Origin of the sequence: Streptomyces sp. NBC_01429, from assembly GCF_036231945.1 — a bacterium.
Taxonomy (GTDB): Bacteria; Actinomycetota; Actinomycetes; order Streptomycetales; family Streptomycetaceae; genus Streptomyces.
The window spans coordinates 1,302,009-1,325,151 of record NZ_CP109599.1 but is presented as its reverse complement, the minus strand read 5'-3'; the positions used below and the strand labels follow the sequence as shown (position 1 = coordinate 1,325,151).

The window sequence follows — 23,143 nt, the reverse complement described above, 5'->3', positions numbered from 1 at the left end:
GGGCTCACCCCTCCGGCGCTTCGAACGAGGAGGTACGGGACAGCCCGGCGGCCCGGCCCTTGCCGGCGATCACCAGCGCCATCTTCCGGCTCGCCTCGTCGATCATCTCGTCCCCGAGCATTGCCGAGCCCTTCCGGCCACCGGCGTCCGAGGTGTGGAAGTCGTACGCGTCGAGGATCAGCTCGGCGTGGTCGTAGTCCTCCTGCGAGGGCGAGAAGACCTCGTTGGCCGCCTCGATCTGACCCGGGTGCAGCACCCACTTGCCGTCGTAGCCGAGCGCGGCGGCGCGGCCGGCCACCTCGCGGAAGCCGTCCACGTTCCTGATCTGGAGATAGGGGCCGTCGATGACCTGGAGGTCATGGGTGCGGGCCGCCATCAGCAGCTTCATCAGGATGTAGTGGTAGGCGTCCGCGGGATAGCCCGGCGGCTGCTCGCCCACCACCAGGGTGCGCATGTTGACGGAGGCCATGAAGTCCGCCGGGCCGAAGATGATCGTCTCGGTGCGTGGTGAGGCGGCGGCGATCGCGTCCACGTTCACCAGCCCCTTGGCGTTCTCGATCTGTGCCTCGATGCCGATCCGGCCCACCTCGAAGCCCATCGTCTTCTCGATCTGGGTGAGCAGCAGGTCCAGCGCCACGATCTGCCGCGCGTCCTGCACCTTGGGCAGCATGACGCAGTCCAGATTCGGTCCGGCGCCCTCCACGACCGTGATCACATCGCGGTAGGTCCACTCGGTCGTCCAGTCGTTGACCCGCACCACCCGGGTCTTGCCCGTCCAGTCGCCCTCGTTGAGCGCCTTGACGATGGTGTGCCGGGCGTCCGGCTTGGCCAGCGGCGCGCAGGCGTCCTCCAGGTCCAGGAAGACCTGGTCGGCCGGGAGCCCCTGGGCCTTCTCCAGGAATCGCGGACTCGAACCCGGCACGGCCAGGCAGGATCGGCGCGGCCGGAGCCGGCCGGCCGTGGTGACGGGCGTGGTGGTGGTGGGCGGGGTCATGCGGGAACCTCCAAGGGGTCGAGCTTGTTCGCTTTACGGATCTCGTCGACGATACGACCGATGATCTCGGTGATCCCGAAGTCCTTCGGGGTGAAGACGGCGGCGACTCCGGCCGCCCGGAGCAGCGCCGCGTCCGCGCTCGGGATGATCCCGCCGACGATCACCGGCAGATCGCCCGCGCCCGCCTCGCGCAGCCGTACGAGCACATCGGGCACCAGGGCGGTGTGCGAGCCCGACAGGATCGACAGCCCCACGCAGTGCACGTCCTCGGCCAGCGCCGCGCCGACGATCTGTTCCGGCGTCAGCCTGATGCCCTGGTAGACCACCTCGAAGCCGGCGTCCCTGGCGCGCACCGCGATCTGCTCGGCGCCGTTGGAGTGTCCGTCGAGTCCCGGCTTGCCGACCAGTAACCGCAGCCGTCCCGTGTTCAGCTCCGCCGCCGTACGGGACACCTTCTCCCGTACGGCCGCCAGCGGGGTGCCCGCCCCTGCGGCCACCGCGACCGGTGCGCCGCCCACGCCCGTCGGGGCGCGGAACTCGCCGAACACGTCGCGCAGCGCCCAGGACCACTCGCCGGTCGTCACCCCGGCCCGCGCGCACTCCACGGTGGCGGCCATCAGATTGCCGGTGCCCGCGGCCGTCCGCTTCAGCGCGGACAGCGCGTCGGCGGCCCGGGACTCGTTGCGGGCGTCGCGCCAGTCGTGCAGGGCGGCCACCACCCGGGCCTCGTTGGCCGGGTCGACCGTCATGATCGCGGTGTCGAGATCGGCGGTCAGCGGGTTGGGCTCGGTCGACTCGTAGCAGTTGACACCGACGACCTTCTCCTCGCCGGACTCGATCCTGGCCCGGCGCTCGGCGTGCGCGGAGACCAGCCGCGACTTGAGATAGCCGGACTCGACGGCCGCCATCACGCCGCCCATCTCCTCGATCCGGCCGATCTCCTCGAACGCCTCGGTGACCAGGGCCGCCACCTTCGCCTCGACGACAAGTGAGCCCTCGAAGAGGTCCGCGTACTCCAGCAGATCGCTCTCGTGTGCCAGCACCTGCTGGATGCGCAGCGACCACTGCTGGTCCCAGGGCCGGGGCAGCCCCAGCGCCTCGTTCCAGGCGGGCAGCTGCACCGCGCGGGCGCGGGCGTCCTTGGAGAGCGTCACGGCGAGCATCTCCAGCACGATGCGCTGGACGTTGTTCTCCGGCTGCGCCTCGGTCAGCCCGAGCGAGTTGACCTGGACGCCGTAGCGGAAACGGCGCTGCTTGGCGTTCTCGATCCCGTACCGCTCCCGGGTGATCCGGTCCCAGATGCGGGAGAAGGCGCGCATCTTGCACATCTCCTCGACGAACCGCACGCCGGCGTTGACGAAGAAGGAGATCCGCGCGACGACCTCGCCCCTGCGCTCCTCGGGGATCCGCCCGGACGCGAACACCGCGTCGAGCACGGCGACCGCGGTGGACATCGCGTACGCGATCTCCTGGACGGGGGTCGCTCCCGCCTCCTGGAGGTGGTAGCTGCAGATGTTGATGGGGTTCCACTTGGGGATGTGGGCGACCGTGTAGGTGATCATGTCCGTGGTCAGCCGCAGGCTCGGCACCGGCGGGAAGACATGGGTACCGCGTGAGAGGTACTCCTTCACGATGTCGTTCTGCGTCGTCCCCTGGAGCCTGGTGATGTCCGCGCCCTGCTCCTCCGCGACCACCTGATAGAGCGCCAGCAGCCACATGGCGGTGGCGTTGATGGTCATCGAGGTGTTGGTGCGCTCCAGCGGGATGTCCTGGAACAGCCGCCGCATGTCGCCCAGGTGCGAGACCGGCACCCCGACCCGGCCGACCTCGCCGCGCGCGAGGACGTGGTCCGGGTCGTAGCCGGTCTGGGTGGGCAGGTCGAACGCGACGGAGAGCCCGGTCTGTCCCTTGGCGAGGTTGCGGCGGTACAGCTCGTTGGACGCCTCGGCGGTGGAGTGACCGGCGTACGTCCGCATGAGCCAGGGGCGGTCCTTCTGGCGATCGGTCACGTCGCGCTCCTGAAGAGGTTGATCGCGTCGAGATGCCGGGCGCGCAGCTCCTCGTCCCGTACCCCCAGCCCCTCGCGCGGCGCCAGCGCCAGCACCCCGACCTTGCCCTGGTGGAGGTTGCGGTGCACGTCGTACGCGGCCTGGCCGGTGTCCTCCAGCGCGTACACCTTCGACAGCGTCGGATGGATCCTGCCCTTGGCGACCAGCCGGTTCGCCTCCCACGCCTCCCGGTAGTTGGCGAAGTGCGACCCGATGATGCGCTTGAGCGACATCCACAGATAGCGGTTGTCGTACTCGTGGGTGTAGCCGGAGGTGGAGGCGCAGGTGACGATCGTGCCGCCCTTGCGGGTGACGTACACACTGGCGCCGAAGGTCTCGCGTCCCGGGTGTTCGAAGACGATGTCCACGTCCTCACCGCCCGTCAGCTCGCGGATGTGCTTGCCGAAGCGCTTCCACTCGCGCGGGTCCTGGTGGTGCTCGTCCTTCCAGAACCGGTAGTCCTCGGCGGTGCGGTCGATGATCGCCTCGGCGCCCATCCGGCGGCAGATCTCCGCCTTGCGGTCGCTGGAGACCACACACACCGGGTTCGCGCCGCCCGCGAGCGCGAACTGCGTCGCGTACGAGCCCAGTCCGCCGCTCGCGCCCCAGATCAGGACGTTGTCCCCCTGCTTCATGCCGGCGCCGTTGCGCGACACCAGCTGGCGGTACGCGGTCGAGTTGACCAGACCGGGCGCCGCCGCCTCCTCCCAGCTCAGATGCTGGGGCTTGGGCATCAGCTGGTTGGACTTCACCAGGGCGAGTTCCGCGAGGCCGCCGAAGTTGGTCTCGAAGCCCCAGATCCGCTGCTCGGGGTCGAGCATCGTGTCGTTGTGTCCGTCGGACGACTCCAGCTCGACGGACAGGCAGTGCGCCACCACCTCGTCGCCCGGCCGCCAGGAGTTGACCCCGGGACCGGTGCGCAGGACGACTCCGGCGAGGTCCGAGCCGATGACGTGGTACGGCAGATCGTGCCGCCGCGCCAGCTCGCTCAGCTTGCCGTACCGCTCCAGGAAGGCGAAGGTCGGCAGCGGCTCGAAGACCGAGGTCCACACGGAGTTGTAATTCACCGAGCTGGCCATGACGGCCACGAGGGCTTCGCCGGGGCCGAGCGGGGGCACCGGCACCTCGTCGAGATGGAGCGAGGCGCGGGGGTCCTTCTCCCCGCTGGGCAGCTCCGCGAACATCTCCGTCTCGTCCTTGTGCACGGTCACCGCACGGTACGAATCGGGGACGGTCAGCGCGGCGAAGTCGGCGGACGTACTGTCCGGCGACTGGATCGCCTCCAGGATTTCCTTCACGGTATGGCCTCCGGCGAAGCTGAGGGTGCGAGTACGGCTGAGGGCGCGCGGGCGGGTGGCTGAGTGCCCGGCTGACGGGGTGGAGGTGTGCCGTCGGTTCGGCGGACGGTGCTGATCACGTGGTGTTGATCGCGTGGTGCTGATCGCGCTGATCGGTGGCGCCTGGTGGGCGCGCGGGTGCCTGTGACGCAGGCGTCCGGGCGCACAAGCGAGAAGGCTTGCGGGAACAGCCGGACAACATCAACGTATGGCACGCCGTGACAGGTGACAAGGCACTGGGTGCCAAGAATCTGTCTCAATTGTCGAAGGGGTGGCACGCATGAGCAATGTCTACCGCCCGAAGTGCCGTGAATATCACTTCGGGTGGCCGCATGACTGCGGAGGGTGGCGGATCAGGCGTTCTTGAGCGCCTGCTTGATGGTGCGCATGACCTCGTCCAGCGGGGCGTCGGTGTGGGCCACCGCCACCACCACGTCCCCGCTGGTGCGCGCCGTGGCCGCCGGGCGGCGGGGCGTCTCGCCCATAGTGCGGCCCGCGCCGATACCGCTGCCGAAGGTCTCGCGGACGATCGCGAAGGCGTGGTCGAGCTGTGTCTCGACGTCACCCTGGCCGTCGGCCCGCAGCCAGCGACGCAGCACATGGTTGTGCGCGGTGACGACGGCGGACGCGGCCACCTCCGCCAGCAGCGGGTCGTCGTTGCCGTCGGTGTGGTCGCGCTCGTCGAAGTGGCCCAGCAGATAGCGGGTGAACAGCCGTTCGTAGCGGGCCACCGAGGCGATCTCCGCCTCCCGCAGCGTGGGCACCTCGCGGGTGAGCTTGTAGCGCGCCACGGAGACGGCGGGGGAGCCCGCGTACATCCGCATGACTTCCTTGATGCCCCGGCAGACCGTGTCCAGCGGGTGCTCGTGCGCGGGGGCGGCGTTGAGCACCGCCTCCGCCCGTACCAGCGTGTCGTCGTGGTCCGGGAAGATCGCCTCTTCCTTGGAGCGGAAGTGCCGGAAGAAGGTCCGGCGGGCGACCCCGGCCGCGGCGGCGATCTCGTCGACCGTCGTCGCCTCGTACCCCTTGGTCGCGAACAGTTCCATCGCCGCCGCCGCCAGTTCGCGGCGCATCTTGAGCCGCTGAGCGGCGGCGCGGGTGCCCGCGGCGCTCTCGGGAACGTCGGACTTGCTGCTGGAACGGGCGGACCTGGCGGGCTGGGACATGAGGTGAACGTACTGCATCGGCGCCGCGGGGCGCGCCCGAGGGGGCGGCCCGTCGGCCCCCTCGCCGGCCCCGCCGCCTCCCCCTCCGTCCTGTCTTTCGCCCTGCTCAGGGCCCTTCGCCCCGCCCCGGTCGGCGCCCTGCTCAGCGGCGCTCGGCGTACTCACGGAAGCCGCGTCCCGTCTTGCGCCCCAGGCACCCCGCCGCCACCAGTTGCTCCAGCAGCGGCGCGGGCGCCAGCGAGGGGTCGCGGAACTCCTGGTGCAGACCGCGCTCGATGGCGAGCGAGACGTCGAGGCCGACGACGTCGAGCAGTTCGAAGGGGCCCATCGGATAGCCGCCGCCGAGCTTCATCGCCGCGTCGATGTCGTCCATCGTCGCGTAGTGCTCCCCGACCAGCTTGACGGCGTTGTTGAGGTACGGGAACAGCAGCGCGTTGACGATGAATCCGGCGCGGTCGCCGCAGTCGACCGGGTGCTTGCCGACCGCCGCGCTCACCTCGCGGACGGTGGCGTGGGCGCTGTCGCAGGTCAGCACCGTACGGACCACCTCCACCAGCCGCATCGCCGGCGCCGGGTTGAAGAAGTGCATGCCGAGGACGTCCTGCGGGCGGGAGGTCGCGCGGGCGCAGGCCACCACCGGCAGCGAGGAGGTCGTGGTGGCCAGCACCGCGCCGGGCGCGCACACCGTTTCGAGCGCGGCGAACAGCTGCCGCTTGACCTCCAGGTCCTCGGCCACCGCCTCGACGGCGAGATCCACCGTGCCGAGCGCGTCGAGCGATCCGGCCGGGGTGATCCGCGCCAGGGACGCGACGCGGACCTCCGGGGTCAGCCGCCCCTTCGCCACCGAGCGGTCCAGGGACGCGGCGACCCGGGCCCTGGCCGCCATCGCCCGCTCCTGGGTACGGGCGGCGAGCACCACGTCGTACCCCGCCGTCGCGAACACCTCGGCGATGCCGCTCGCCATCGTGCCGGAGCCCACGACGCCGACCGAGGCGACGGGCCGCGCCGGGGCGGTCCACGCGGCGGGCGACGGGGTGAGCGCGTCCGGCACCGGCGCGGCGCCGCCCGGCGCCTCGTACGTGTAGAAGCCGCGCCCGGCCTTACGGCCCGTCAGCCCGGCGTCGGCGAGCTGCCTGAGCACCGGCGCGGGCGCGTGCAGCCGGTCGTGCGAAGCGGCGTACAGGGCGTCGAGCACGGTACGGGCGGTGTCGATCCCGATCAGGTCAAGCAGCGCGAGCGGCCCCATCGGCAGCCCGCACCCCAGCCGCATCGCCGCGTCGATGTCGGCGCGCGAGGCGTACCCGGCCTCGTACATCGCCGCCGCCCGGTTGAGATAGCCGAACAGCAGCCCGTCCGCGACGAATCCGGGCCGGTCGCCCACGGCCACCGGCTCCTTGCCCAGCGCGCGGGCGAGCGCGGTGACGGCCGCGACGGCCCGCGGCGAGGTCAGCACCGACGACACCACCTCCACCAGCCGCATCGCCGGGGCGGGGTGGAAGAAGTGCAGGCCGAGCACCCGCTCGGGGTGCGCCGAGCCGGCGGCCAGCCGGGTCACGGACAGCGCGTTCGTGCCGGTCGCGAGGATCGCGGTGGGGCCGACGATCCCGTCCAGCTCGCTCAGCACCCGGCGCTTGGTCTCGTACTCCTCCGGCACGACCTCGATCACCAACCGGGCGTCGGCGGCGGCCCGCAGGCCGGAGAAGGTACGGAAGCGGGCGAGCGCGGTCAGCCGCCGCGCCGCGCCGAGCCGCCCGCGCGCCACCGCCCGCGCGGTGGATTCTTCCAACGCGCGCACGGCCCGCGCGGCGGCGGCCGGGTCGGGATCGATGCCGATGACCTCGCGGCCGGAGAGGGCGAGAAGCTCGGCGATGCCGGTCCCCATCGTGCCGAGGCCGACGACGGCGACGGGCGAGAGCGGGGTGTCGGTGTCGGTGCTGGTGCTGGTGCCGTTGTCGGCGCCGGGAGAAGTGTCCGTACGGATGTCCATCGGGGGACTCCAGGGGATGAGTGACGGCTGAGGGCGCGCGCGAACGGCGGCGCGGGTGAGGGAAGTCGTGGGGCTGCGGCGGACCCTGTCCCGGGGTCGCGCCGTACACGTGAGTGCCGCTGAACCGACAGCGGCGGGACTTGCGACGGCTGCGTCACCAGGCCGTCGAAGCCGCGGAGTTCATCCGCTCATCTGAGGTTAACCGACGAGTAACGAGCGCGCCAGGGGTGGGCGGGTGCCCGGTCACTGTGTGGTGCGTCACCGTCACCGGAGTCGATACGCTGACCCGTATGGATGAGGACTTCCGCTCACTCGCGGACCGGGTGCGAGGCGAGTCCGGCGGCTCCGCCACGTGCGAACGGCTGCTCGCCACGGAGGACACGGAAGAACTGGCCGAGGTCCTCACCGCGCCCCAACAGCCCCTGTGGGCACGGGAGACGGCCGCCTTCCGGCTCGGCTGCGCCGGGGACCGCCGGTCCTTCGAGGCGTTGGTGCTGCTCCTCAACCACCGCGACCCCGAGCGCTGCGTCAGCGCCTCGTACGCCCTGGCCAGGCTCGGCGACGCGCGCACGCCCCGGGCCGCCGCCGCGCTCGCGACCAACGCGCTGCGGACGGCCTACGCGCTGCACCCCGTACGGCTGCTCACCGAACTGCGCGCCCCCGAGTCCGTACCGGCGCTGACCGCCACGCTGAAACGCCTGCTGGCCCCCGACGACCCGCACTGGCGGGTGGCGCTCGCCTGCGTGGAGGGCTTGGGCCGGCTCGGGGACGACCGGGCCCGCGCCGTGCTGGAGGCCGCCCGCACTCACCCGAGGCTGGGCGCGGCGGCCGAGGAGGCGCTCAGCCGTCTCGCGTAACGCAGCTCGCGCACCGCGACTCCCGCTATCTCGAACGACGCCTCCGCGCCGTCCGGCCGGAGCCCGTCCCGCGCGTAGAAGGCTCTCGCGCGCGCGTTGCCCGCGAGCACCCAGAGCAGCAGCACCCGGCTTCCCCGTGCCTCGGCGCGGGCCGTCAACGCGGCCATCAGCGCCCGGCCGACCCCGGTGGACAGGTACGCGGGCAGCACGTAGAGCGTGTACAACTCGGCCGCTCCGGCCGGCGCGTCCTCGTCGCGCCCCGGGCCCAGACACCCCCACCCGACCACCCGTCCGTCGCGCTCCGCCACGAGATTCACGGCCCGTCCCGCGCCTTCGCCGAACTGCTCGCGGCGTACCGCCGTCTCCTCCTCGACGCTCATCGCGTCCAGATACGTCCGCGGCACGACCCCGGCATACGCGTGCTGCCAGCCGCGCACCCGCACCTCGGCGACCGCCGGACAGTCGTCGGCGGTCATCTCCCGGATGTGCGGACGCGTGGGTTCGGTCATGCGGGCATCCTCCCCGACGCCCCTGGCGACGGGCCAAGGGATTTCGCCGCCCGCCTCACAGCAGCGTGAGCTGGGTGGCCCCTGGTGGCTGCTCCGGGGTCGGGGCCAGGGCCGGGGGCGGTGGGATGCGGCGGGCCGCGCCTCGGCCCGCGGGGCCTATTCCGTACTCGTCGGCCAGTTCGTGCACCTGCCGGGTGATCCGGCGCTGGTAGGAGGTCGGCGCGTACGCCCCGTCCGCGTACAGCCGCTCGTACCGGTCCACCAGGCCCGGATGGTGCCGGTTCAGCCAGGTCATGAACCACTCGCGCGCGCCGGGCCGCAGGTGGAGTGCCAGCGGGGTGACGGAGGTGGCGCCGGCGGCCGCGATCGCCCGTACCGTGGCGCGCAGTTGGTCGGGGCTGTCGCCGAGGAACGGGATGACCGGTGCCATCAGTACCGCGCAGTCGATGCCGTTGGCCGTCATGGCGCGTACGACGTCGAGGCGGCGCTCGGGGGAGGGCGTGCCCGGCTCGACCGTGCGCCACAGCTCCCGGTCGGTGAAGCCGACCGACACCGAGACGCCCACCTCGGTGACGTCGGCGGCCTGGCGCAGCAGTTCCAGGTCGCGCAGGATCAGCGTGCCCTTGGTCAGGATGGAGAAGGGGTTGGCCCGGTCGCGCAGCGCCGAGATGATGCCCGGCATCAGCCGGTAGCGGCCCTCGGCCCGCTGGTAGCAGTCGACGTTCGTGCCCATGGCGATGTGCGCCCCCTGCCACTGCGGGGAGGCCAGCCGGTCGCGCAGCAGCTCCGGGGCGTTGATCTTGACGACGATCTGCGAGTCGAAGTCCAGCCCGGTGTCGAGGTCCAGATAGCTGTGCGTCCTGCGGGCGAAGCAGTAGACGCAGGCGTGGGTGCAGCCCCGGTACGGGTTCACCGTCCATTCGAACGGCATGCGGGACGCGCCCGGCACCCGGTTCACGATCGAACGGGCGCGGACCTCGTGGAAGGTGATGCCGCGGAATTCGGGTGTGTCGAAGGTGCGGGTGGTCACCGCGTCCGTACGGAAGAGCGCGATGTCCCCGGTCGGCCCGTTCGTCGAGGCGTTCTCGACCAGATTGTCCCAGCGCATGGGGGCCTCCTCTGTAGCACTGGCCACAGAATAGAACATTTGTTCCCTTGATCGCCGGGACCCGGATTTGGGCGGGCGTGCCGGAGGGTGGTTGGGTGGCCGCACCCCACCGAAATACCGAGTGCTGGAGGAAGATCCATGGCGCAGGTCGAGGCCACGACGGAGCGAATCATCGCGGCGGACCCGGAGACGGTGTTCGATGCTCTGGCCGACTACGAGAACACCCGCGCGAAGCTTCTGCCGGGCCAGTTCAGCGAGTACGAGGTGCGGGAGGGCGGCGACGGTGAGGGCACCCTCGTCCACTGGAAGCTCCAGGCCACCAGCAAGCGCGTCCGGGACTGCCTGCTGGAGGTGACCGAGCCGACCGACGGTCAGCTGGTCGAGAAGGACCGCAACTCCTCGATGGTGACCACCTGGATCGTCACTCCGGCCGGTGAGGGCCGTTCGAAGGCCGTCGTCACCACGGTCTGGGACGGCGCGAGCGGCATCGGCGGCTTCTTCGAGCGGACCTTCGCCCCCAAGGGTCTTGGCCGCATCTACGACGAGGTGCTCGGGAAGCTCGCCACCGAGACCGAAGGCAAGGCCGGGACCGGGGCCGAGGCCGCCGGGACCGAGCCCGGGACCAGGCCCGAGACGCCCGAGGCATAGCCACCCGCTCCGGCAGATCGTTGCCGGAGTCACCGATTCGAGTGGTCTTCCCCGCGGCGTCGTGACCGTGCCGTCGCGCGTCGCCCGTGCGACACGCCGCGGGAAAGCCGCTGATGAGCGCCTCGGCGCCGCCGGTCCCCGGCCAACTTCCCCTCGTCACAGCCCCCTTCGGGGCGGATAATCCCGCTTGCTCCCGCTCGGCGCGCGATGTGAACAATGACGCCGCGCAGGTGTGACGAGGGGAGCAGTACGTGGGCGGGACCACTCTGGTGAAGGGCGTCGAGCGGGACGCGGGCGGGGGCGCCGGGCCGGCCGCCGGGCCGTTCCCCGCCGTCGCGGCCGAGGACGGGCCGCCGCCACCGCTCACGGACGGCGCCGTCGCCGCCGCGCCCCTCAGCCCCCGCCGGGTGCGGCTGGTCTTCGTCGGGCTGATGCTCGCCATGCTGCTCGCCGCGCTGGAGCAGATGATCGTGGCGACCGCGCTGCCCAAGATCGTCGGGGAACTCCAGGGCCTGGACCGGATGTCCTGGGCGATCACCGCGTATCTGCTCACCTCCACGGTCGGGCTGCCGGTCTACGGCAAGCTCGGGGACCTGCTCGGCCGCAAGGGCGTCTTCCAGTTCGCCATCGTCGTCTTCGTCATCGGATCCGCGCTGGCGGGCTGGTCGCGTTCGATGGACCAGCTGATCGCCTTCCGGGCCCTCCAGGGCGTCGGCGCGGGCGGTCTGATGATCGGCGTCCAGGCGATCATCGCGGACATCGTGCCGCCCCGGCAGCGCGGCCGGTACATGGGGCTGATCGGCGGGTCCTTCGGGGTGGCCTCGGTGGCCGGGCCGCTGCTCGGCGGCTTCTTCACCGACCACGTCTCCTGGCGCTGGTGCTTCTACTTCAACGTGCCCTTCGGGCTGCTCACGCTCGCCGTCGTCAGTGTGGTGCTCAAACTTCCCCGGCCCCCGGCGCGCGCCCGCTTCGACGTCCTCGGCGCCCTGCTGCTCGCCGCCGCCTCCACCTGTCTGGTCCTGCTGACCAGCTGGGGCGGTACGGAGTACGCGTGGGGCTCCCGCGTCATCCTGGGGCTCGCGGCGGGCGCGCTGGGCAGCGCCCTGCTCTTCGTGGCCGTCGAGTACCGCGTGGCCGAACCGATCATTCCGCCGCGGCTGTTCCGCGATCCGGTCTTCGCCGTGTGCGGCATGATCGGCATGGTCGTCGGGGTGGCGCTGTTCGGCGCGGCCAGCTATCTGCCGACCTTCCTCCAGATGGTCGACGGGGCCAGCGCCACCGAGTCGGGGCTGCTGATGCTCCCGATGATGGGCGGCATCGTCGTCGCCTCGGTCTCCTCCGGCCAGCTGATCAGCCGTACCGGCCGCTACAAGCGCTTCCCGGTGCTCGGCGGCTTCCTGTCGGTGCTCGGGATGTGGCTGCTGTCGCGGCTGGAGGCCGGCACCTCCCGGCTGGAGGTCGGCCTCGCGCAGGCGGTGCTCGGCCTCGGGATCGGCCTGGTGATGCCGGTGATCGTCCTCGCCGTGCAGAACGCCGTCCCGCCGTCCGACATCGGCGCCGCCACCAGCGCCAACAACTACTTCCGGCAGATCGGCGGCAGCGTGGGAGCGGCCGTCTTCGGCACGCTCTTCGCCGGCCGCCTCGCCGACGCGCTGGCCGACCGTGTGCCCGCCGGGACCGGACCGCTGAGCGCCGACTCCATCACCCCGCAGTCGGTCCGCGCCCTGCCGCCCGCCGTGCGCGACGGCTACGTCCAGGCGTACGCGGACGCGATGCCGCGGATCTTCCTCTATCTCGTGCCGGTGCTCGCCCTCGGCCTGTTGATCACCTTCTTCCTCAAGGAGAAACCGCTGGTGTCCCAGAACGCCCCCGCCACCGAGTCCGGCGCGGTCCCCGCCGCCCCCTCCGTCCTGCCGGAGCCGCGGACCCCGTCCGCCGCCGCCCCGCACATCCCGGGGGTCGCCGTCTGTGGCACCGTCCAGCACCACGACGGCACCGTCGTGCCCCGGGCCGCGCTCACCCTCATCGACGTCCAGGGCCAGCAGATCGGGCGCGGGGCGAGCGGCGGGGACGGGCGGTACGCGCTGAGCGTGCCCGGCTCCGGGTCGTACGTGATGATCGCGGCGGCGGGCGGGCACCAGCCCCAGGCCGTCACCGTGACCGTCGGCGAACGGCCCGTCGAACTGGACGTCGTCCTCGGCGGCGCGGGACGCCTCGCCGGGTCCGTACGCACCGCCGACGGCACCCCGGTGCGCGACGCCGCCGTGACGCTCACCGACGTACGCGGAGACGTCGTGGCGTCCACCCGCAGCGGCCGGGAGGGCAGTTACGTGATCTCCGAGCTGGTGGCGGGGGAGTACACCCTCGCGGCCAGCGCGCCCGCCTTCCGGCCCGCCGCGCTGCCCGTCAGCGTGCAGGCGTCGCGGGAGACCCGGCAGGACATCGAACTGGCGGGCGGGGCCGTGCTGCGCGGCACCGTGCGCGCCGGGGGCGGCCGTCCGGTCGAGGACGCGCGCGTCACTCTTCTCGACGCGGCGGGCAATGTGGTGGACACCCTCACCACCGGTCTCGACGGCACCTTCCGCTTCGTCGACCTGTCGTCCGGCGAGTACACGGTGATCGCCGCGGGCTATCCGCCGGTCGCCACGGTGCTCCGGATGGCGGGCGGCGGACGGACCGAACGGGATCTCCAGCTGGGCCACGAGGACTGACTGAATTTCAGTCAGTCAGCGGTTGTGCGCGGGCGCACAACCTATTGGTTCAATGCCCGGCGCACAGCACGCCGAGGGCCGTACCGTGGAGGGTGGAGCCGCGGATTCTGGCGGCAGGGAAGGAGCCTCCCACCCATGGACAGTGGCATTCCGCCGGGGCCGCCGCAGCGGTTCGCCGCGGCCGGAAGGATTCCGCTCGCCGTGGTCGTCGTGGACGGGGACGGCCTGGTCTCGCACTGGTCCTCCGGCGCGCGACGGCTGTTCGGACCCGCGAGGGAGGAAGCCGTCGGCCGCTCCGCCGCCGACCTGATGCCGGTCGCCGGCGCGCTGGCCGAGGAGGAACGGGGCGTCGCCCACGGCTGGTACGACCCCGAGGACGAACTGGGCCCCGGGCTGCACGCCCGGGGTTCCTACCCCACCGCCGGCCGCGCGAAGGTCTCCGACCCGGAGCGGGGCCGTACGGATGTGCTCTGGTGGGCCTATCCGCTGATCGGTCCCGGCCCCGGACGCCATCTCGTCCTGGCGGCGGACGCGGGCCAGTTCGCCGCCGGGGACGACGCCGGGCAGGGCGCGCACCTGCGGATGACCCCGGGCTTCGCCCTGCACACGGAGTTCCAGCACGCGGACACGCTGGCCGGGCGGCTGCCGGACATCCTGCCGAACATGGGCCCCGCCGAGTCCACCCGGATCGTCGCGCAGGTCCTCGACATGGGCTACCCGGTACTGGAGTTCAGCCGGCACGACCGGGTGCCCGTCACCCCCGACTGGGGCGTGCCGCGCCGCTCGCCCGAGCGGTACGAGACCGATGACGTCCGCCCCGACGCCGGAGGACTTCGGCGGCGGGCGGCGCCCCGGCCCCAACTCGACCTGGAATACGCCGCCGTGCGCGAGCGGCTGGAGTTCCTGAACGAGGTCAGCGGCCGGATCGGCTCCTCCCTCGATCTGGCCAGCACCATCCGCGAGGTCACCAGCGCCGCCGTCCCGCGCTTCAGCGACTTCGCCGGCACCCATCTGCGCGCCGCCGTCCTGGCCGGTGAGGGGTTCCCCGACGGTGTGCCGGACGTGACCACCGTCTGGCACCGGGTCTGGGTCGAACACAACGACGAGCCGGGGCGCTGGGACGACACGGTGCCGGTCGGTGAAGCCATCGCCTTCCCGGAACACACGCCGTTCTTCCAGTGCATGGTCACCGGTGAGCCCGTGCTGATCCCGCGCATCAGCGAGGAGGACGGCAACCGGATCTCCGGGCAGTTCGAGAAGCGCGACCTGCGCCCGCTCATCAACCACCGCTCGATGCTGCTCGTACCGCTGAAGGCGCGCGACGTGGTGCTCGGCTTCATGGTGCTGATGCGCAGGGCCGAACGCGAGCCGTTCGACGACATGGACCGCACGACCGGCGCCGAACTCGCCGCCCGCGCCGGGCTCGTGCTCGACAACGCCCGCATGTACACGTACCAGGAGAACGTCGCCGAGACCCTCCAGGACAGCATGCTGCCGCAGGTCGCGCCGCGCATGGCGGGCTGCGACATCGCCACCCGCTATCTGCCGGGCGCCCTGCTCGGCCGGATCGGCGGCGACTGGTTCGACGCGGTGAAACTCCCCGGCTCGCGCACCGCGCTCGTCGTCGGCGACGTCATGGGGCACGGCCTCAACTCGGCCGCGATGATGGGTCAGTTGCGTACCGCCGTGCAGACCATGGCGACCATGGAGATGCCACCGGCCCAGCTGCTGCGCAACCTCGACGACCTCGCGCAGCGCCTCGGCGAGCTGTACCTCGCCACCTGTCTCTACGCGGTCTACGACCCGATCAGATCCGAGATCCAGATCGCCAACGCCGGACACATCCCGCCCGTGCTCGTCCGCGCCGAGGACGGCAGCAGCGAGGTGCTCGACGTACCGACCGGCGCTCCGATCGGGGTCGGTCAAGTGGCCTTCGAGACGGCCGCCTTCACGGTCCGGCCCGGCGACCGGCTGGTGCTGTGCACCGACGGCCTGGTAGAGGTGCGCGGCGCGGACATCGGCGACGGACTCGCCGCGCTCTGCGCCTCCGCCGCCCACCCCGCCGCCTCGATGGACGACGCCTGCGACACCATCATCCGCGCCCTCAACACCCGCGAGGGGCGCAAGGACGACGTGGCGCTGCTGATGGCCAGGCTCAACGGGATCGAGGACGACGACGTCGCGGAGTACGAACTCGCCCTGGACCCGGAAGAGGTCGGCCGGGCCCGCCGGCTGGTGCGCCGGCAACTGCTGGACTGGGGGCTGCCCGGCGCGGTGGACTCGGCGCAGCTCATGGTCAGCGAGCTGGTCACCAACGCCGTGAACCACGCGCGCTCCCACCCGGTGGGGCTGCGCCTGGTCCGTACGGACGCCCTGCTGTGCGAGGTCCGCGACGACGAACCGGCCCCCGCGGCGCTGCTGGACGCGGGACCCGACGACGAGTCCGGCCGCGGGCTGCGGGTCGTGAGCAGTCTCGCGCGCGAGTGGGGCACCAGCAGTTCGGCGCACGGCAAGACGGTCTGGTTCGAACAGGCGCTCACCCCGAAGCGGGGGGCCGGTGCGAACGGACGGTGAAGGACGGTGAAGAAGCGCGCGACACGCTTGCCCTCCCCACCACCGCGAACGTAGTCCGGTCTCTGCAACTCGCCGTGGGCGAGCCCGAGTTGGGAGACAATATGGATGTATCACCACGCTATCGCGCGTCATGGGAAGGCTACTGGCGGGAGACCTCGGACGCCCCGGGCGAGGCCATCTGGGACGCCGACCCCTCCTTCTCCGCCGAGCCCCACAGTGAGCTGCTGCTCCCGTACGCCGACACCTCGCTCCCGCTGGTCGACCTCGGCTGCGGCAGCGGCACCCAGACCCGGTATCTCGCCACGCGCTTCGCCCGCGCGATCGGGGTGGACCTCTCGCAGGCGGCGGTCGAGCACGCGCGCCGCGCCGACCCGGCGGGCGTGGCGGAGTTCGAGCAGCTCGATCTCGTCGACCACGACGCGGTGCGGGCCCTGAGCGAGCGGATCGGCGACACGAACGTCTACATGCGGGCGGTCATCCACCAGAGCGAGCCCCAGGACCGGGCCGCGGTGGCGGCCGCGGTCACCACGCTGCTCGGCTCGCGCGGCCGGGCCTTCGTCACGGAGCTGACCAGCGCCTCCAGAGACGTCCTCCAGCAGGCGGCGCAGGGTCCCGGCGGCCCGCCCGAGAAGCTGCGGCGGGTCTTCGCGCACGGCCTCAAGCCGGCCGACGCCGAGGACGAGGAGGTGCCGGGACTGCTGCGCGCGGCGGGGCTGACCGTACTGGCCTCCGGCGACGCCCCGCTGCCCCAGACGGAGTATCTGCCGGACGGCGCGCGGATCGAACTGCCGGCGCGCTGGTACGTCCTCGCGGGGCGGTGAGCGGCCCCGACCCGACGCCGCGGTGAGCGGCCCCGACCCGCCCCGCGACCCACCTCGGCGCGGGGCGGGCCGGAGTGATCTACTGGGGCGCCGGTGAAACCGAAGTCACTGATCCACGCCGGCGGCCCCCGCCGGCCGCCCGAACCGGGAGGATGGCGCCACCATGAAGATTCTCATCAGCGCCGACATGGAAGGCGCCACGGGGGTGACCTGGCCGGCCGATGTGCTGCCGGGCACGCCGCAGTGGGAGCGCTGCCGTGCCCTCTTCACCTCCGATGTCAACGCCGCCGTCCTCGGCTTCCTCGACGGCGGCGCCGACGAGGTGCTCATCAACGAGGCGCACTGGACCATGCGCAATCTGCTGCTGGAGCGGCTGGACGAGCGCGCGCAGCTGCTCACCGGGCGGCACAAAGCGCTCTCCATGGTGGAGGGCGTGCAGCACGGCGACGTCGACGGCATCGCGTTCGTCGGCTACCACACCGGCGCCGGCGCCGAGGGCGTCCTCGCGCACACCTACCTCGCCAACTCCCTCACCGGCGTCTGGCTCAATGGCGAGCGGGCCAGCGAGGGGCTGCTGAACGCGCGGGTCGTCGCGGAGTACGGCGTCCCCGTGATCCTGGTCACGGGCGACGACCTGACCTGCGAGGACGCGATCGGATACGCGCCCGAGGCGCACAAGGTGGCGGTGAAGGACCATGTGTCGCGGTACGCGGCGGTGTGCCGGACCCCGGCCCGTACCGCCGCGGACATCCGCGCCGCCGCGCAGCTCGCGACGGGGCTCGCGCACCGGCACGAGCCGGTCGACGGCGGGCCGTTCACGGTGGAGATGGAGTTCGACGCGGCGCACCTGTCCGACGTCGCCACGGTGGTGCCGGGCGTCGCGCCCAGCGGCGAGCGCCGGGCCGCCTATACGAGTACGACGATGTACGAGGCCATCCGTACCTTCAAGGCGGTCACCACGATCGTCTCGGCCTCGGTGGAGGAGCAGTATGGCTGACATGACGCACGACGACACGAGGGAAGCCCTCGACGGGACGGCGCTGGACGAGGTGGTCGCCTTCACCTCCGATCTCATCCGTATCGACACCACTAACCGGGGCGGCGGCGACTGCCGCGAGCGGCCCGCCGCCGAGTACGTCGCCGAGCGGCTCGCGGACGCCGGGATCGAGCCCGTCCTGCTGGAGCGGACCCCCGGCCGCACCAACGTGGTGGCCAGGATCGAGGGCACCGACCCGTCCGCCGACGCGCTCCTGGTCCACGGCCACCTCGACGTGGTGCCCGCCGAGGCCGCCGACTGGAGCGTCGACCCCTTCTCCGGAGAGATCAAGGACGGGGTGGTGTGGGGGCGCGGCGCCGTCGACATGAAGAACATGGACGCGATGATCCTGTCCGCCGTCCGCGCCTGGTCCAGGACCGGCGTCCGGCCGCGCCGGGACATCGTGATCGCCTACACGGCGGACGAGGAGGCCAGCGCCGAGGACGGCTCGGGCTTCCTCGCCGACCAGCACCCCGAACTGTTCGAGGGGTGTACGGAGGGCATCAGCGAGTCCGGCGCCTTCACCTTCCACGCGGGCCCCGGCATGACCCTCTACCCGATCGGCGCCGGAGAGCGCGGCACCGGCTGGCTCAAGCTCACCGCTCACGGCCGGGCCGGCCACGGCTCCAAGGTGAACCGCGCCAACGCGGTCAGCAGGCTCGCCGCCGCCATCGCCAGGATCGGTGACCACCTCTGGCCGGTCCGGCTGACCCCGACCGTTCGGGCCGCCCTGGCCGAACTCGCCGTGCTGTACGGCATCGACACCGACGTGTACGCGGCGGACTTCGACCCGGACGATCTGCTGGGCAAGCTCGGCCCGGCCGCCGCGCTGGTCGAGGCGACCATAAGGAACAGCGCCAACCCGACGGTCCTGGAGGCCGGTTACAAGGTCAACGTGATCCCGGGGCAGGCCACGGCCTATGTGGACGGACGGATGGTGCCGGGCGGCGAGCTGGAGTTCCGCACCACCATGGACCAGCTCACCGGCCCCGACGTCGACTGGGAGTTCCACCACCGCGAGGTCGCGCTCCAGGCGCCGGTCGACTCACCCACCTTCGCCAAGCTGCGCGCCGCCGTCGAGCGCTTCGACCCGGACGGCCACGTCGTGCCGTACTGCATGTCGGGCGGCACGGACGCCAAGCAGTTCTCCCGGCTGGGCATCACCGGCTACGGCTTCTCCCCGCTCAAGCTGCCCCCGGACTTCGACTACCAGGCGCTCTTCCACGGCGTGGACGAGCGGGTGCCCGTCTCGGCACTGCACTTCGGCGTCCGGGTCCTCGACCACTATCTGAAGACCGCCTAGGAGCGTTCGTGGAGACAGCGCAGAGCGCGGAGAACACCGGGCGCGGCGCGGTGCGCGTCGGACCGTACGGGACCTGGCCGTCCCCGGTCGACGCGGCACTGGCCGCCTCGCACGACGGCCGGCCCGAGTACGTGGGCGCGGTCGGCGACGAGGTGTGGTGGACCGAGCCGCGCCCGGCCGAGGCGGGCCGCCGCGCGCTGGTGCGGCGGCGGGCCGACGGCCGCGAGGAGCCGGTGCTGCCGGCCCCCTGGAACGTCCGCAGCCGGGTCATCGAGTACGGCGGGATGCCGTGGGCCGGGGCCGTGCGCGCCGACGGCGGGCCGCTCGTCGTCTTCGTCCACTTCCCCGACCAGCGGCTGTACGCGTACGAGCCGGACGGCGCGGGCGGCCCGAGGCCGCTCACGCCGGTGTCCGCGACCGGCGGCGGGCTGCGCTGGGCCGACCCGGTGCTCCACCTCGACCGGGGTGAACTCTGGTGCGTGCTGGAGGAGTTCACCGGTGAGGGCCCCACCGACGTACGGCGGGTGATCGCGGCGGTCCCGCTGGACGGCTCGGCCGCCGAGGACCGTACGGCCGTACGGGAGCTGTCCGACGACCGGCACCGCTTCGTCACCGGCCCCCGGCTCTCCCCGGACGGACTCCACGCCGCGTGGATCGCCTGGGACCATCCGCGGATGCCCTGGGACGGCACCGTGGTGATGCTCGGAGAGGTGGCCGACACCGGGCCCTTCGGCGCGGTCAGGCCGGTCGTCGGCGACACCGACGAGTCCGTCGCCCAGGTCGACTGGGCCCCCGACGGCTCACTCCTCTTCGTCTCCGACAGCGGAGGCTGGTGGGAGCTGCACCGCGCCCGGGTGGACCGGGGCGTGCCGGGCGTGGTCGCGAGCACCGTCCTGTGCCCGGGACGGAACGAGGAGTTCGGCGGGCCGCTCTGGAAGATCGGCCTCCAGTGGTTCCACCCGCTGGCCAACGGACTGATCGCTGTCGTCCACGGCCGGGGTACGACGGCCCTCGGCGTCCTCGACCCGGCGACCGGCGACCTGGTGGACGCGGCCGGACCCTGGACCGAGTGGGCCCCGACCCTCGCCGTCCGGGGCGACCGGGTGATCGGCGTCGCCGCCGGACCCCGCAGCGCCTACGAGGTCGTGGAGCTGGACACCGGCACGGGACACACCCGGGTGATCGGCGCGGCCCACCACGACGCGGTGGACCCCGCCCACTACCCCGAACCCGTGCTCCGTACCTTCACCGGACCCGGCGGCCGGGAGATCCACGCCCAGATCTATCCGCCGCACCACCCCGGACACACCGCGCCCGAGGGCGAGCTGCCGCCGTACGTGGTGTGGGCGCACGGCGGACCCACCGGGCACGCCCCGCTCGTACTGGACCTGGAGATCGCCTACTTCACCTCCCGGGGCATCGGCGTCGCCGAGGTCAACTACGGCGGCTCCACCGGCTACGGGCGCGAGTACCGCGACCGGCTGCGCGAGCAGTGGGGCGTGGTCGACGTCGAGGACTGCGCGGCGGTCGCCGGGGCGCTGGCGGCGGAGGGGACCGCCGACGCCGCCAGGCTCGCCGTGCGCGGCGGCAGTGCGGGCGGCTGGACGACGGCGGCCTCGCTGACCTCCACCGACGTCTACGCCTGCGGCACCATCAGCTACCCGATCCTGGACCTGCTCGGCTGGGCCACCGACGAGACCCACGACTTCGAGTCCCAGTACCTGGAATCGCTCGTCGGACCGCTCGCCGAGGTCCCGGAGCGCTACCACGAGCGTTCGCCGCTGCACCACGTGGACCGGATCACCGCGCCGTTCCTGCTGCTCCAGGGGCTCGACGACGTGATCTGCCCGCCCGCGCAGTGCGAGCGCTTCCTCGGCGCGGTGGCCGGACGCGGCATCCCGCACGCGTACCTCACCTTCGAGGGCGAGGGGCACGGCTTCCGCAGGGCCGACACCATGATCCGCGCCCTGGAGGCCGAACTGTCCCTGTACGCGCAGACCTTCGGCATCGTCCGCGACGACGTGCCGCGGCTGGAACTGAAGCGATGACCACCGGGACCAGGGCCCTCGCGCCGCTGACCCGGCCCGCGCGGCTGCGCCCCGGGGCCAGGGTCGCCGTCGTGGCGCCCAGCGGGCCCGTGCCCGAGGAGCGCCTCGAATCGGGGCTGGACATCCTGCGCGGCTGGGACCTCGACCCGGTGGTGGCTCCCCATGTCCTCGACCGCCACCCCCGGTTCGACTATCTCGCGGGCACCGACGAGGCCCGCGCCCGCGACCTCCAGGAAGCCTGGTGCGATCCGTCGGTGAGCGCGGTGCTGTGCGCCAGGGGCGGGTACGGAGCCCAGCGCATGGCGGATCTGCTGGACTGGACCGCGATGCGCGCGGCGGGCCCCAAGGTCTTCGTCGGCTACAGCGACATCACCGCCCTGCACGAGGCGTTCGCCGTACGGATGGGGCTGGCCACCCTGCACGGCCCCATGACCGCCGCCGTCACCTTCCTCAAGGACGCCGGGACCCAGGAGTCGCTGCGCGCCACGCTCTTCGAGCCCGAATCGGTACGCACCCTCGCGCTGGACACCGCCCGCACCCTGGTCCCCGGCCGGGCGGCCGGGGTCACGCTCGGCGGCTGCGTCAGCCTGCTCGCCGCCGAGCTGGGCACCCCGCACGCGCGGCCCTCGGCGGCGGGCGGGCTGCTGCTGATCGAGGACGTCGGGGAGGAGCCGTACCGGCTCGACCGGATCCTCACCCAGCTGCTGCGCTCCGGATGGCTCGACGGCGTCGCCGGGATCGCACTCGGCTCCTGGGAGCGGTGCGGCCCGTACGAGGAGGTGCGCGCGGTGCTGCTGGATCGGCTGGGGACACTGGGCGTGCCGGTGGTGGAGGAGCTGGGCTTCGGCCACGCGGACACCGCGCCGACCATGCCCCTCGGCGTACCGGCGGTGCTGGAGGCGGCGCCGGGGGAGGGGCGCGCGACACTCATTCTGGACGTACCGGCGTTGACCTGACGGCCCCGTGCGGGAGCACTACGCTGGTCCGATGTCCGACCGTGCACCGCAGCTCCAGTCCCCGCCCGCGCCTCCGACGCCGCTCGGCGAGGGCCCCCGTACCTTCGTACGCGCCTTCCGTCAGGCCGACGCCGAAGAGTTCACCGCCCGCGCCCGCGAGAGCGCGGACCTGCACGCGCCCTGGCTCCCCCTGCCGAGGGACGCGGAGGCGTACGCCGTGTACGCGGGCCGGCTCATCGAGGACCCCGCCAGGGCGGGCCATCTCGTCTGCGCCGCCGACGACGGCGCGATCGCCGGGTTCATCAACATCAACAACATCGTCCACGGCGCCTTCCGGTGCGGTGCGCTCGGCTACGGCGCGTTCGCGCACGCCGCCGGGCGCGGACTGATGGGGGAGGGGCTCGGCCTGGTCCTGGCCCACGCCTTCGGCCCGCTCGGGCTGCACCGGCTGGAGGCCAACATCCAGCCGGGCAACACCCGCTCGCTCTGTCTCGTACGGCGCGCCGGATTCCGGCGGGAGGGGTACTCGCCGGAGTTCCTGCACATCGACGGGGCCTGGCGCGGCCACGAGCGCTGGGCGATCACCTCGGAGATGGTGTCCGAGGCGATGGCGGGCGACGCGCCGGCGGCCGACGCGTGGTGAGGCGCCTCAGCGGCCCTTGCGATTGACCTTCATGGTGTCCATGTCGGTGACCGTGGAGCGCAGCTCGCCCCACGCGCCGCCCAGCGCCCGCAGCGCGGTCTCGGCGCGCTCCTCGGCGAGCGCGCCCGCCATCTCCTCGCCGTCCGCCGCGTCGGAGACCACCACGTGGCGGAAGCTGAAGTGCTTGAGCGTGCGGTCGTAGGTCAGCGATCCCTCCGGGGTGAACCGCATCTGTGTCAGCCCGTGGTCCGCCACCTCCGCGAGCAGCCGGGCCCGTACCTCGTCACTCAGCCCCTGCCAGCTTCCGCGCACGATCACCCGGTACGTGTGCTGCGTGGTCATTGCGTGGCCCGCTCTCTGCTCGCCCAAACCGTTCGACCGGTAAGGGTACGGAAGC

At 72.4% G+C, this 23,143-nt stretch carries 17 protein-coding genes and 1 pseudogene; 10 read left to right on the top strand and 8 right to left on the bottom strand.

The window, feature by feature from the left end; genetic code table 11:
- Positions 1 to 4: 4 nt before the first annotated feature.
- From OG627_RS05480 to OG627_RS05460, 5 genes are all read right to left on the bottom strand, one after another.
- Entirely contained in the window at positions 5 to 994 is a 990-nt protein-coding gene (locus OG627_RS05480) for an HpcH/HpaI aldolase/citrate lyase family protein (RefSeq protein ID WP_329061974.1), read from the bottom strand.
- Positions 991 to 3,003 (bottom strand): protein meaA, encoded by a 2,013-nt coding sequence (locus OG627_RS05475; protein WP_329061972.1) that lies wholly within the window; start codon positions 3,001 to 3,003, stop codon positions 991 to 993. Before OG627_RS05475 ends, OG627_RS05480 begins: the two co-directional genes overlap by 4 nt.
- Entirely contained in the window at positions 3,000 to 4,340 is a 1,341-nt protein-coding gene (gene ccrA, locus OG627_RS05470; RefSeq protein WP_329061969.1) for a crotonyl-CoA carboxylase/reductase, read from the bottom strand. Before ccrA ends, OG627_RS05475 begins: the two co-directional genes overlap by 4 nt.
- Positions 4,341 to 4,732: 392 nt before the next feature.
- Positions 4,733 to 5,545 (bottom strand): TetR family transcriptional regulator, encoded by an 813-nt coding sequence (locus OG627_RS05465; RefSeq protein ID WP_329061967.1) that lies wholly within the window; start codon positions 5,543 to 5,545, stop codon positions 4,733 to 4,735.
- Positions 5,546 to 5,687: 142 nt separating this feature from the next.
- Positions 5,688 to 7,427 (bottom strand): 3-hydroxyacyl-CoA dehydrogenase family protein, encoded by a 1,740-nt coding sequence (locus OG627_RS05460; RefSeq protein ID WP_329072377.1) that lies wholly within the window; start codon positions 7,425 to 7,427, stop codon positions 5,688 to 5,690.
- A 395-nt stretch (positions 7,428 to 7,822) separates the two neighbouring features.
- Between OG627_RS05460 and OG627_RS05455 the strand changes: the two genes are divergently transcribed.
- Positions 7,823 to 8,389, top strand: coding sequence for an adenylosuccinate lyase (locus OG627_RS05455; protein WP_329061965.1), 567 nt, complete (start codon positions 7,823 to 7,825; stop codon positions 8,387 to 8,389).
- Here OG627_RS05455 and OG627_RS05450 read toward each other — a convergent pair.
- Both OG627_RS05450 and OG627_RS05445 read right to left on the bottom strand, forming a co-directional pair.
- Complete coding sequence (locus tag OG627_RS05450) at positions 8,338 to 8,898, bottom strand: GNAT family N-acetyltransferase (RefSeq protein WP_329061963.1); 561 nt, start codon at positions 8,896 to 8,898, stop codon at positions 8,338 to 8,340. The genes OG627_RS05455 and OG627_RS05450 overlap by 52 nt on opposite strands.
- Before the next feature lie 55 nt (positions 8,899 to 8,953).
- Positions 8,954 to 10,006 carry an Rv2578c family radical SAM protein gene (locus OG627_RS05445; protein WP_329061961.1) on the bottom strand — a complete coding sequence of 351 codons (1,053 nt, stop codon included), beginning with the start codon at positions 10,004 to 10,006 and terminating at the stop codon, positions 8,954 to 8,956.
- A gap of 138 nt (positions 10,007 to 10,144) precedes the next feature.
- Between OG627_RS05445 and OG627_RS05440 the strand changes: the two are divergent.
- The 9 genes and pseudogenes from OG627_RS05440 to OG627_RS05400 all read left to right on the top strand — a co-directional run.
- Positions 10,145 to 10,582: pseudogene (locus OG627_RS05440) on the top strand (SRPBCC family protein); the annotation flags it as partial.
- 323 nt (positions 10,583 to 10,905) lie between these two features.
- Positions 10,906 to 13,365, top strand: a complete 2,460-nt coding sequence (locus tag OG627_RS05435; protein ID WP_329061959.1) for an MFS transporter — start codon at positions 10,906 to 10,908, stop codon at positions 13,363 to 13,365.
- Positions 13,366 to 13,500: 135 nt separating this feature from the next.
- Entirely contained in the window at positions 13,501 to 15,939 is a 2,439-nt protein-coding gene (locus OG627_RS05430; protein WP_329061958.1) for an ATP-binding SpoIIE family protein phosphatase, read from the top strand.
- 101 nt (positions 15,940 to 16,040) lie between these two features.
- Positions 16,041 to 16,760, top strand: a complete 720-nt coding sequence (locus OG627_RS05425; protein WP_329061957.1) for a class I SAM-dependent methyltransferase — start codon at positions 16,041 to 16,043, stop codon at positions 16,758 to 16,760.
- 163 nt (positions 16,761 to 16,923) lie between these two features.
- Positions 16,924 to 17,757, top strand: coding sequence for a M55 family metallopeptidase (locus tag OG627_RS05420; RefSeq protein ID WP_329061955.1), 834 nt, complete (start codon positions 16,924 to 16,926; stop codon positions 17,755 to 17,757).
- A gap of 1 nt (position 17,758) precedes the next feature.
- Positions 17,759 to 19,099 carry a M20/M25/M40 family metallo-hydrolase gene (locus OG627_RS05415; RefSeq protein WP_443073606.1) on the top strand — a complete coding sequence of 447 codons (1,341 nt, stop codon included), beginning with the start codon at positions 17,759 to 17,761 and terminating at the stop codon, positions 19,097 to 19,099.
- A gap of 8 nt (positions 19,100 to 19,107) precedes the next feature.
- Positions 19,108 to 21,147 carry a S9 family peptidase gene (locus tag OG627_RS05410; protein WP_329061952.1) on the top strand — a complete coding sequence of 680 codons (2,040 nt, stop codon included), beginning with the start codon at positions 19,108 to 19,110 and terminating at the stop codon, positions 21,145 to 21,147.
- On the top strand, positions 21,144 to 22,103 hold the full coding sequence (locus OG627_RS05405; protein ID WP_329061951.1) for a S66 peptidase family protein: 960 nt from the start codon (positions 21,144 to 21,146) through the stop codon (positions 22,101 to 22,103). Before OG627_RS05410 ends, OG627_RS05405 begins: the two co-directional genes overlap by 4 nt.
- Positions 22,104 to 22,134: 31 nt before the next feature.
- Complete coding sequence (locus OG627_RS05400; RefSeq protein WP_329061949.1) at positions 22,135 to 22,746, top strand: GNAT family N-acetyltransferase; 612 nt, start codon at positions 22,135 to 22,137, stop codon at positions 22,744 to 22,746.
- Between the two features lie 6 nt (positions 22,747 to 22,752).
- On the opposite strand, the gene OG627_RS05395 is transcribed toward OG627_RS05400, so the two are convergent.
- On the bottom strand, positions 22,753 to 23,088 hold the full coding sequence (locus OG627_RS05395) for a DUF6204 family protein (RefSeq protein ID WP_329061948.1): 336 nt from the start codon (positions 23,086 to 23,088) through the stop codon (positions 22,753 to 22,755).
- Between the last annotated feature and the right edge of the window lie 55 nt (positions 23,089 to 23,143).

Coding starts and splice junctions, on each gene's coding strand:
- OG627_RS05420 (WP_329061955.1), top strand. CDS start 16,924: ATGAAGATTCTCATCAGCGCCGACATGGAAGGCGCCACGGGGGTGACC.
- OG627_RS05425 (WP_329061957.1), top strand. CDS start 16,041: ATGGATGTATCACCACGCTATCGCGCGTCATGGGAAGGCTACTGGCGG.
- OG627_RS05450 (WP_329061963.1), bottom strand. CDS start 8,898: ATGACCGAACCCACGCGTCCGCACATCCGGGAGATGACCGCCGACGAC.
- OG627_RS05415 (WP_443073606.1), top strand. CDS start 17,759: ATGACGCACGACGACACGAGGGAAGCCCTCGACGGGACGGCGCTGGAC.
- OG627_RS05445 (WP_329061961.1), bottom strand. CDS start 10,006: ATGCGCTGGGACAATCTGGTCGAGAACGCCTCGACGAACGGGCCGACC.
- OG627_RS05430 (WP_329061958.1), top strand. CDS start 13,501: ATGGACAGTGGCATTCCGCCGGGGCCGCCGCAGCGGTTCGCCGCGGCC.
- OG627_RS05405 (WP_329061951.1), top strand. CDS start 21,144: ATGACCACCGGGACCAGGGCCCTCGCGCCGCTGACCCGGCCCGCGCGG.
- OG627_RS05480 (WP_329061974.1), bottom strand. CDS start 994: ATGACCCCGCCCACCACCACCACGCCCGTCACCACGGCCGGCCGGCTC.
- OG627_RS05400 (WP_329061949.1), top strand. CDS start 22,135: ATGTCCGACCGTGCACCGCAGCTCCAGTCCCCGCCCGCGCCTCCGACG.
- OG627_RS05455 (WP_329061965.1), top strand. CDS start 7,823: ATGGATGAGGACTTCCGCTCACTCGCGGACCGGGTGCGAGGCGAGTCC.
- OG627_RS05465 (WP_329061967.1), bottom strand. CDS start 5,545: ATGTCCCAGCCCGCCAGGTCCGCCCGTTCCAGCAGCAAGTCCGACGTT.
- OG627_RS05460 (WP_329072377.1), bottom strand. CDS start 7,427: ATGGGGACCGGCATCGCCGAGCTTCTCGCCCTCTCCGGCCGCGAGGTC.
- OG627_RS05395 (WP_329061948.1), bottom strand. CDS start 23,088: ATGACCACGCAGCACACGTACCGGGTGATCGTGCGCGGAAGCTGGCAG.